Annotated in this window: 5 protein-coding genes; 2 read left to right on the forward strand and 3 right to left on the reverse strand. The window is 67.7% G+C overall.

Features of this window, described 5'->3' with window-relative positions; genetic code table 11:
- Positions 1-257: 257 nt before the first annotated feature.
- The 3 genes from ACIP64_RS40510 to ACIP64_RS40520 all read right to left on the reverse strand — a co-directional run bounded on the left by ACIP64_RS40510 (position 258) and on the right by ACIP64_RS40520 (position 7700).
- Positions 258-3563, reverse strand: a complete 3306-nt coding sequence (locus ACIP64_RS40510; RefSeq protein ID WP_401597619.1) for a glycosyl hydrolase family 95 catalytic domain-containing protein — start codon at positions 3561-3563, stop codon at positions 258-260.
- Positions 3560-6139 carry a discoidin domain-containing protein gene (locus ACIP64_RS40515; protein WP_401597621.1) on the reverse strand — a complete coding sequence of 860 codons (2580 nt, stop codon included), beginning with the start codon at positions 6137-6139 and terminating at the stop codon, positions 3560-3562. Before ACIP64_RS40515 ends, ACIP64_RS40510 begins: the two co-directional genes overlap by 4 nt.
- 259 nt (positions 6140-6398) lie before the next feature.
- Positions 6399-7700, reverse strand: a complete 1302-nt coding sequence (locus ACIP64_RS40520) for an ROK family protein (protein ID WP_401597624.1) — start codon at positions 7698-7700, stop codon at positions 6399-6401.
- Positions 7701-7786: 86 nt separating this feature from the next.
- Between ACIP64_RS40520 and ACIP64_RS40525 the strand changes: the two genes are divergently transcribed.
- A complete protein-coding gene (locus ACIP64_RS40525) occupies positions 7787-8641 on the forward strand; it encodes a LacI family DNA-binding transcriptional regulator (RefSeq protein WP_401597626.1) in 855 nt (284 codons plus the stop codon).
- A 197-nt stretch (positions 8642-8838) separates the two neighbouring features.
- Positions 8839-10161 (forward strand): ABC transporter substrate-binding protein, encoded by a 1323-nt coding sequence (locus ACIP64_RS40530; protein WP_401597629.1) that lies wholly within the window; start codon positions 8839-8841, stop codon positions 10159-10161.
- The last annotated feature ends 32 nt before the right edge of the window (positions 10162-10193 follow it).

Genomic DNA, 10193 nt, shown 5'->3' on the forward strand with positions numbered 1-10193 from the left:
GGAGGATAGGGACGAGGCATGACTGCCAGCCTTCCGTGAAGGGCTGTCAGTTAGCCACCAAAACTGGAACCTGAGAGGTGGGGCAGGTCAAGATGTCACCCGATCGTGCAGCAGACCCAATTGGTCGGTCGTGGGCAAGCGCGTCGGATCTTTCGGGCCGGTGGGGCGTTGCCCACCGGCCCGAAGGGCCCTTTGCTCATTCACGTCCCGTCAACGGTGTTGGGGGGCATCGCCCGCAGCTGTCCCTGGCGGAGCCGCTAGCCGTACACCTGCACTTCGTAGAGTGAGTAGCCCCATTGCCCGGACATCTGGCTGCCCTGCATGCGGACGTATCTCGCCTGGCCGCTGACGGGGAGCTTTTCGGTGCCTCCTGAAGAATTGGCCTGGCTGTAGAGGTCGCGCCAGGTGGAGCCGTCCGTGGAGCCCTGCAGCTTGTAGGACTTCGCGTACGACGCCTCCCACAGCAGGTCCACCTCGGAGAGGTTGTAGGTGCTGCCGAGGTCCACCTGGATCCAGCTGTTCGGGTCCTGGCCGGCGCTCCACCGGGTGTTCAGGTCACCGTCGAAGGCCTTGGCGGCCGACTGGCTGTCGCTGGACTGGGACGAGGCGGTCGCGGGCTTCCCCTGTGCCAGGTTGGTTCTCGGGGCGGTCATGGTGAGGTCGACGGTGACGGTCTTGCCGGCCTGGAGCGGCAGGACGCGTGCGATGTTGCCCAGGGGGGAGTTCTGGACGGCGACGCCGTCACCGGTGATCGAGGCGATCCCTGAGCGCTGGATCAGCGTCAGGTTCTGGTTGATCTTCGAGGTGAGTGTCACCTTGGCGGTGCGTGCGGTGGTGTCCCAGGTCAGGTTGTTGATGGTGAACTGGCTCTTGCCGAGCATGCCGGAGATGGAGCCCTTGTTCAGGCCCTTCGGCAGCCCTGGCAGCAGTTCCAGCGTGCCGGGCTTGGTGGCGGCCAGCATTTCCATCATCACGGTGGGCACGGAGTTGACGACGTCCGTGGCGAAGGTGTTGTGGTTGTTGTAGTGGGAGGTCGCCATGCTGCTGTAGTAGTAGTCGTCCTTGGCGAAGCGCAGCAGCTTTGCGCCCACCGAGTCGGGCAGGCCGAGGTCGGCGGCGATCAGAGCTCCGTGCAGCAGGCCGTGTCCGGCGTTCTCGTACGAGCCCTGGTCCTTCTTCTGCAGGAAGGTCTGTGCGGCCTTGAACTGGGCCGGGTTGGTCTCCGGAGTGAGCTCGCGGTAGGGCCAGACCGGCAGCAGGCCGCTGGAGTGGCGGTGCTGGTAGTTGTTCTTGTTCTCCAGGTCGGGCCATGCCCATTCGGCCAGCGCGCCGTCGTTGTTGATCAGGTAGGGCGGCAGGTGGTCCAGCTTCTCCTGCCAGACCGGGATCTTGTCGGCGTCGCGGCCGAGGGCCTTCGCGGTCTGGATGAGCGTGGTCAGTGCGAACTTGGCGCCGGAGATGTCGTAGACGGAGTTGACGGCGAGCGGTACTCCGCCCGGCGGGGTGTTCTCCGGTGAGATGGAGCCGGCGAGGATGTAGTTGCCGTTGCTGTCCTTCTTGGTGAGGAAGTCCTCGTAGAAGTCGCCCATGTCGCGGATCAGCGGGTAGTACTTGTCGGCCAGGAACGTGGTGTCCCCGGTGACCTGGTAGTACTCCCAGAACGGTTCGAGCAGCCAGGACTCCCCGCCTGTCACGTACTGGTAGGGGTAGTCGAAGTTGATGTTGGAGATCAGGCCCTCGCCGTTGGGGGTGTTGCCGCCGGTGAGCATGCCGCGGGTGCCGAGGAGCTTCTTGGCGTTGGTCTCGAAGTCCTTTTGCCATTGCTGGTTGAGCCAGAAGTACCCTGCCATGGCCTCCGGCATGTTGCCGATGTTGCCGCTGGAGATCTGCAGGTTGAGGTTGGCGTCCAGGTGGTAGTAGCCGTCCCAGCCGACGTTGCTGTCTCCTGTCCAGTTGCCGAGCAGGTCCGGGGCCTGGGTGGGGCCGCTGGAGCCGAGCAGGTGGTAGCGGCCGGCGTAGAACATCCGCTCGTAGAGCGCGGGGATCGGTGTCGAGGAGGTCTTCTGTTCGGTGAGGAGCTGCTCGGTGGGCTTCGCGCGGTCGGCGGGGGAGGCGCCGAAGTCGATCGAGACCCGGCCGAAGATCGAACTGTGTGCGCTGGTGTGCCGGTTGAGGAGCGTCTGGTAGTCGGTGGTGAGGCCGGCGAGCTTTTGCTGGAGCAGGTTCTTGCTCCACTCCTGCTCGGCCGGGACGCCCCCGTTGTATGTGCCGTTGTAGCGCTGCGTCAGTGACAGCAGCAGTACGTAGCCGGCGTTCGATACGGTCACCTGGCCGTTGCTCAGGGTCTTGGTGCCGTCGGTGACGATGCGGGTGACGCCCTCGTAGCCGGCGTTGTAGCTGCCGCTGGGGTACTTGGCCCTCAGGTTCAGATAGTCGGTGGTGGAGTTGTTGGTGTAGGTGACGCCCTTGTTGAGGAGGTTCATGCCCGGGTCGATGGACAGGCCCAGGGTCATGGTCTCCTTCTGGCCCGCGGGCGCGGCCTGGTACTGGACGGTGGCGCCGTCGGCGCGGGAGACGAAGGTGTCCCGCTCCCACGAGCCCTTGCTGTCCGCCCAGTTGACCTTCACCACGCCTTGCGCGTAGTCGGTGGAGCGGACGTAGTTGCTGATCGTTCCGGCGTCCGGCATTGCGACGGTCATTTTGTAGCCGGGGTGCTTGCTGCCCTCGCCGCCGCCCTGGTAGCCCTGCACATCGGCGGCGAGCTGGTTGGCCTGCTGGTACTGACCGGAGATCAGCTGGTCGCGGATCTTGTTGATGTTGTCCTGGCTGACGGTGTTGAAGGTGCGGTGCGGTCGGGCTTCCGTCCGCGCCATGAAGAAGTCCTTGTCGTCGAAGACGACGGTGTCGTTGCGCGGGTTGCCGAAGACGATGGCGCCTTGCTTGCCGTTGCCGGCCAGTAGCCCGTCCTGCCAGTTGCCGTATGTCGTCGGGTAGGTCGTGGACGGCGCGACGGTCGGTGAGCCGGCGGAGGGGTTGCCGCTGCTGTCGGTGCCGTAGACCGCGAATTCCCACAGGGAGTAGCCGTACTGCGTGGCGGGAGTGATGCCCTGCATCCGCACGTAGTGCGCGGTCTTGTTGACGGTGACGGTCTCGGTTCCACCGTTGCCGGTCGTGGTGGAGTAGGCGTCGGTCCAGTGGGCCGAGTCGTCGGACGTCTGGACTCTGTATGCCTTCGCGTAGGCGGCCTCCCAGGTCAGTGTCACGGACGAGACCGTGTACTCGCCGGCGAGGTCGATGTGTATCCAAGCGTTGGGGTCGTTGCTGTGGTCGCTGGACCAGCGGGTGCCGGTGTTGCCGTCGACGGCGTTGGACGCGACGTAGGTGCCGTCCTGGTAGGACGCGACGGCGCGGGCGCCTGGATTGCGGGCGAGGTTGACGGGGGAGTCGGCTGCGCTCGGCGGGGACGCCTGCAAGGCCATGGTGAGCAGGAGGAAGAGGGTCACGGCGGCGCCGAGCAGCGTTCGTGCCGTGCGTCGTGGTGTGGGGGTGTCGATGGGGATCATCGGTGTAGTGCCCCTCTGGTGCCGTTGGCGGTGACGCGCAGGGACGAGATGGCGTCGTTGTTGCCCGTGGTGGTCAGGTTCGGGGCGTCGCTGGTGAAGTTCCAGGCGGTGCCGGAGAAGCCCGCGTCGGCGTAGCCGGTCACGGTCCAGCCGGCCGGGACGCGGATCGAGGAGATGGAGTCGTTGGCGATGCCCTTGGCCTGGAGTGCCGGCAGGTCGTAGGTGCCCGGCGGGAAGGCGGCCGAGGTGCCGCTGTAGTTGGCGTCGCCGTAGACGGTGGCGCTGCTGGTTCCGTTGCCGTCGGCGGGGGTGCCGTAGATCTCGAATTCGTAGAGCGAGTAGCCGTATCCGGTTGCGGGAGTGATGCCTTGCATGCGTACGTAGCGGGCGTTCCTGCCGATGTTCACCGTTTCGGTGCCGCCCTGGCCGTTGGTGGTGGAATAGGCGTCGGTCCAGGTGGACGCGTTGTCCGAGACCTGGATCCTGTAGGCCTTGCCGTAGGCGGCTTCCCAGTTGAGGACCGCGGTGGATACCGCGAACTGGGCGCCGAGGTCGACGGTGATCCAGGCGTTGGGGTCGTTGCTGTGGTCGCTCGACCAGCGCGAGGATCCGTTGCCGTCGATGGCGTTGGAGGCCAGGTAGCCGCCGTCCTGGTAGGAGGCGACCGCTGTGGCGTTGGCGCCGAGCGAGAGGTTCACCGGGGTGCCGGTCGGCGGGGGCGGCGGGGTGGGCACGGTCTGGCCGGCCGGGGGCCACAGCGTGAGGGAGTTGCTGCCGTTGTGTGCGGCGGCGAACGGGCCGGCCATGGTGTTGGTGGTGCTGACCTGCTGGCCGAAGAAGTCCGTCGTGACGTCGGCCTGGATGCTCTGGTTGGCCAGAGGCATGGTGCCGACCCTGGCCTGGGTGACCGGGGTGTTGCCGCGGATGCCGGAGGTGTCCAGGTCGAAGTTCAGCGACATTCGGGTGTTCGTGGCCGTGTAGGTCACGTTGGAGATCGCGCCGGTGGAATTGCCCTCCTTGACCTGGGTCTTGCCGGTGGCGTTGTCCGGCAGTGTCGAGCCCTGGACGAGGTTGTTGTACCAGAAGAATTTCTGGGGCGAGGTGAGCGCGGTGGTCTGGTTCATCGTGCCCGGCTGGAAGTAGTACGCGTCCCGGCCGCTGCCGTCGGAGTGGATGTTCGCGTTGTTGAGGAAGAGGTTGTTGGCGAAGACGATGCCGGTGGCGTCCAGGGTCCGGATGTCGCTGTTGCCGATGAAGACGTTGTTGTCCACCAGGATGGGGCCGAAGACGGCTTCGGCGTAGTAGCCCCAGGGGCTGTTCATCACGATGTTGCCGGTGATGCGGACGTTCTGGTTGCCCCAGTCGGTCCAGATGCCGGCCGAGTTGCCGCCCTTGGAGTTCTTGACGTAATTGCCCTTGATCAGGCCCTCGTTCATGTAGTGGACCTTGATCGGGGCGGTCTCCGCGCCGCTGAACTCATTGCGGTAGTTGGTGTCCTCGATCATGTTGTAGAGGATTTGCGAGTGCCAGGAGAAGACCCCCGCTATGCCCGACTGGCCGCATTTGGCGATGTAGTTGTTGCGTACGATGTGCGAGCCGTACGCGCTGGTGTTGTGGAAGTCCGTTCGCGGTGTGCCGGGGCGGTTTCCGGCCCAGGTGTCGTTGCTCAGGCCGATGTCGATGCCGATGGTCCTGGCGTTGACGACGATGTTGTTCTCGATGATCCACTTCAGTCCGCCGTAGACGCTGATCGCTCCGGCTTGTCGGCGGTCGGGACTGTCGGGGAAGTCCGAGTACGTGTTGGCCGCGTGCTTGATCGTGAAGCCGTTGACGGTGAGGTAGCCGAGTCCCCACACATCGGGGGCGAAGACCTGGCGGCGGACGTTGATCTCGGCGAGGCGGGCGTTGGGGTCTGCGCCGTTGAAGTTGGCCCAGATGGTGGTGCTGGACGGACCGGCCTCGGAGTACCAGGTGTTGGCCGAGCTCTGCACGGAGCTGAGTGAGGGCTTCTCGTAGTACGCGGTCTCGTCCAGATAGACGTCTCCCGCGGTGTAGCCGGCGAAGGTTCCCCCGCCGCCGCCGTTCGGCTGTCCCTGGGCGTACGGGTTCCAGTCGCCGAAGGAGCTGTTGGGCAGCGTGACGCTCCAGACGTTGCCGCTGGCGCGGGTCCACGAGTTGATCTCTTCGGAGCCCTTGATGGTCACCGCGCCGTCGGCGGCGTTGGTGTACGTGATGCGGTGCTGCTCGTCGGTGCCGCCGCGTGCGGGCTTGACCGTTTCGCGGTACAGCCCGGCGTGCACCATCACGGTGTCGCCGGGCTGTGCCACCTGGGCGGCGCGGTTGATCGTCAGGTAGGGGGAGGCCTGGGTGCCGGCGTTGGCGTCGTTGCCGTTCTTGGCGACGTGGATGGTGCGCGGGGCGTCCGCCGCGTGAGCGGGGGCGGCCGTCGGCGCGGTCAGCACGGCGAGTGCGGCGGCGACCGCGGCGCACGCCGTGCGGAGGGCGGCGGCCAGAAGTGAGGATCGGCGGCCGCGGCCGGGTGCGGTCGCGCGCGGCGGGCTCATGGGGTGTCTCATCGGGCTCCTTCGAGAGGGGGGAGGGGCGCCGTGGAGGTCGGGTGTGCGTGCAGGCCTCAAGGGCTCGAGGCCTAGTTTCTTAATTAATCTATGAAAGCGCGGGCGCGTCGTGGTCCGCACTTTGCCAGCGGTCGAGCAACGTACCCGCGCACCGGCACGGCATCAATACATCGGACCAAAGTGGCCGTCGGCGAACCGAGTTCGAGCCGGCTACAGGGATGCCCGCGGGTCAGCAGGCCGGGTCGCGGGGCGTCATGGATCAGGCGCGGGCGGACAGTTCGGGGCCGTGGCCCGGGGCCACCGAACCCTGGAGCACCAGCGCCGCGCCGCCGATGGCCGCCGCGTCCCGCGGGTTGCTCGACAAGTCCACCCGCACGCTGTGCACGTCACGGGTGTACGAGTGCTCCGCGAGCCGGCGCCTGACCTCGCTGACGTAGATCGACCCGGCGACCACGAAACCCGGCCCGGCCAGCACCAACGTGTCCAGGTCCCACAGGTTCGCCAGTGTCACCGCGCCCTCCGCGAGCAGCGCCGCCGACTCGTCGACCAGCGCGCGGGCCTGCGCGTCGCCGTAGAGCGCGGCGCGTGCCAGAGTGTCGAAGGCCCGGGCGTCCGGGGTGTCGGGGGTGATCCGCAGCCGGTCCGTGAGCCCTGGCACCGCATGGGCCCGGCGTACCACGGCGCGTGGTGCCGCGTACATCTCCAGGCAGCCGCGGTTGCCGCACGGGCAGGGCTCGCCGTCGCGGATCACGGCCACATGTCCGATCTTTCCCGCGTTGGAGCTGGAGCCGCGATGCAGGGAACCGTCCAGGACGACGCCCGAGCCGATGCCGGAATTCATGTACAGGCAGCCGAAGGTGCGGTCGCGGGAGATCTGCCGGCTCCAGAACTCGCCGACCGTCGCGGCCGCCGCGTCGCTGTCCACCAGCACGGGGATGTCGAGACGGGCGGCCAGCGCGTCGGCGAGGTCGAGGCCCGCCCACTGCGGCAGGCCCGGCGGGGCGAGAAAGCCGCCGCGCGCCAGGTCCACGGGCCCGGGGCCGACCACGGCGAGTCCGGCGACGCTCTGTCTGTCGAGGCCAAGTCCCTCGGTCACGTCCTGGTAGAGGGCGGCGAGTTGCTCGACGGTGTCCTCGGTGCCGCCGGAGCCGGTCCCGTTGGGTTTCGCACCGAGCCGGGAGCCAGGGCCGTCGGGCTGTGAATCGCGCATGGCGGCGGCCGCGCCCGGGCCCGCGATGAGGGAGCGGCCCACCGTGCCGCCGCGGGTGTCGGTGACCACGCAGGTCAGCGCGTCGGAGCCGACGTGGATGCCGACGCCGTAGGCCGCTCGCGAGTTGATGATCAGCATGGTGCGCGGCTTGCCCCCGGTGGCCACTGTGTCGCCGGTCTCGCGCACCACCCCGTCGTCGATCAGCCGTCGCACGATGGTGGAGATCGTCGGCTGCGTCAGCCCCGTCGCGTCGACCAGTTCCACTCGGCTGATCGGCCCGGACGATCGGATGAGGTCGACGATGAGTGCGCGGCTGCCGGGTCCCGCTGCCGTGGACTCCCGTCGGGCCATCCTCGTCCGCCTTCCGCTTCGCCGTACGCTGTCGTACGACTACGTCAAAGCACGAGGTTAGACGAGACCCGCAAGGGGAGGCCGCCATGTTTGCGACGAGCGACGGGGTCCGTCCGCGACCTGGCACTCCGGTCGGCCTTGCCCTGGTGCGGGATGCCGAGGTGCTGGGGGCGGAGCCGTTCTTCCACGATTTCATCGCCGGCATGGAGAGCGTCCTGGTGCCGCTCGGGGTGCCGGTGCTGCTTCAGGTGGTTGCCACGGTGGCGCAGGCCTCGGAGCGGATGCGGGCCTGGGCGCGGCTGGGCCAGGTGCAGGGCGTGATTTTGATCGACCTGTTGCCGGGTGACGAGCGGGTCGCACTGGTCAAGGAACTGGGGATGCCGGCCGTGGTGATCGGTGACCCGGTGACCGCGGGCGGGCTGCCGGCCGTGTGGACGCAGGACGATGTGGCGATGCAGGACGTGGTGGACAAGCTCGTCGCCGCAGGGCATGCGCACGTGGGCCACGTTGCGGGTCCGGCGGAGATGGCGCACACGATCATTCGTCGGCGTACGTTCCTGGATGCGGCCCACGGGCACGGGGTGCGCACCACGACCTTCGAGGGTGACTACTCGGAAGCCGCGGGTGTGCGGGCGCTGTCCGCGCTGTGCGCGCTGGAGGACCGGCCGACCGCGTTGGTCTTCGACAACGACGTGATGGCGCTGGGCGCTTTGCACGAGGCGGACCGGCTCGGGCTGGCAGTGCCGGCCGACTTGTCGCTGGTCGCCTGGGACGACTCCGCTCTGTGTCAGCTTGCGGCTCCGCCGCTCGGCGCGGTCAGTCACGACGTCCAGGAGTTGGGGGAGTTGGCCGGTCGCATCCTGGCGGGCGCGCTGGTCGCCGCCCCTGCCGCCACGGTCAACGCCCCGCCGGCCCGGCTGGTGATGCGCGGCAGCGTCTGAGGACTGCCGGCCGGCCCGTGCAGGGGGTTCCCGGGTGACGCGGCATCCTCCTGACACCGTGTGTGCCGCATGGTGCAACTGCGCTCACACACGCGCCTGTTGGGCTTTCATAGATTACTAATCTTTCTTATTGACTTCCGGTGGCGGCTCGTGGACGCTGTGTCGCGTTCGAAGCCGTCTCAAGCAAAGGAAGCTCTATGGACCACCGCACCAGGCCCTGGGCCGTGCGCGTCATGGCCGGGTCCGTCGTCAGCGCCCTCGCCCTCACCCTGGGCGGTTGCGGCACGAGCGGCGACTCGGTGAGCGGCACCGGTGCCGGCAACTCGATCGACGTCGTCACCCGCTGGTCCGCGGGCAACACCGCGGCCGCGGCCCAGGACCGCGTCTTCAAGGCCTTCACCAAGGAGACCGGCGTCAAGGTCAACGCCACCGACGGCCTGGAGACCATCGACGACCAGGTCGAGAACGCCGTCGCGGCCGGCAAGTCCCCCGACGTGGTGATCGTCAACCTCTACGACAAGACGCTCGGCTGGCACGACGCCGGCGTCACCGTCCCGGTCGACAACTACCTCAAGGAGTGGGGCCTGGCCGACAAGATGAAGCCCAGCGCCCTCGACGAGTGGCGGGTCGGCGGCAAACCCGACGGCACACTCCAAGGGCTGCCGTTCTCCGGCTTCAGCTGGCCCGTCTGGTACAACACCGACCTGCTCAAGACCGCCGGCGTGGATACGATCCCGACCACCACCGACGAGCTGATCGCCGCCTCCAAGAAGCTGCGCGCCGCCCACATCCAGCCCCTCACGGTCGGCGGCAACGACTGGACCGGGCAGAAGCTCTTCTACCAGATCGCGCAGTCCTACACCGACGCCGCGACCATGGAAAAGGTCATGCAGAGCGGCGGCTACTGCGCCACCCCGTCCGTGATGCAGGGCATCAAGCTCTTCACCCAGCTGCGTGACGGTGGCGTCTTCGCCGACAACGCGGCCGGCCTGAACGCCGACGCGATGTACGCGGCGTACTACTCCGGCAAGGCCGCCATGATGTCCGCGGGCTCCTGGGCCTACACCGACGCCAAGAAGTCGGGCACCGGCGTCGAGAGCCACACCACGCTCGCCGGCCTGCCGCTTGCCTCAGGCTCGGTCTCCAAGAAGCCCACCGCCTTCCAGGGCTTCACCGGCGTCGGTTTCATGATCACCAAGCGTGGCGCGTCGAAGGACCGTATCGACAACGTGCGCAAGTTCATCACCTCCTTCTACAAGGACGCGACCGTCGGCGACTTCGTGAAAGACGCCGGCATCCTGCCGCCCACCGACGGCGACTTCTCGCAGTACGCCACCGACCCGCTGCTCTCGCAGTCGCTCAAGCTCGACGCGACGGTGGACTACGCGGTGCTGCCCGACGTGTGGATCGGCTCCGCGTCCGACCCGATCATCCAGGTCCTCACCGGGGCGTACGGCAAGTCCTCCGCCGACACCATCTGCAAGGGTCTCGACGACGCCACCGCCGGCGCCAGGAGCTGACGACGCCCGACCGCCGCTCCCAGGGGGGCCGC

Origin of the sequence: Streptomyces sp. NPDC088733, assembly GCF_044751185.1 — a bacterium.
GTDB lineage: Bacteria > Actinomycetota > Actinomycetes > Streptomycetales > Streptomycetaceae > Actinacidiphila.

Coding starts and splice junctions, on each gene's coding strand:
- ACIP64_RS40510 (WP_401597619.1), bottom strand. CDS start 3,563: ATGATCCCCATCGACACCCCCACACCACGACGCACGGCACGAACGCTG.
- ACIP64_RS40515 (WP_401597621.1), bottom strand. CDS start 6,139: ATGAGACACCCCATGAGCCCGCCGCGCGCGACCGCACCCGGCCGCGGC.
- ACIP64_RS40520 (WP_401597624.1), bottom strand. CDS start 7,700: ATGGCCCGACGGGAGTCCACGGCAGCGGGACCCGGCAGCCGCGCACTC.
- ACIP64_RS40525 (WP_401597626.1), top strand. CDS start 7,787: ATGTTTGCGACGAGCGACGGGGTCCGTCCGCGACCTGGCACTCCGGTC.
- ACIP64_RS40530 (WP_401597629.1), top strand. CDS start 8,839: ATGGACCACCGCACCAGGCCCTGGGCCGTGCGCGTCATGGCCGGGTCC.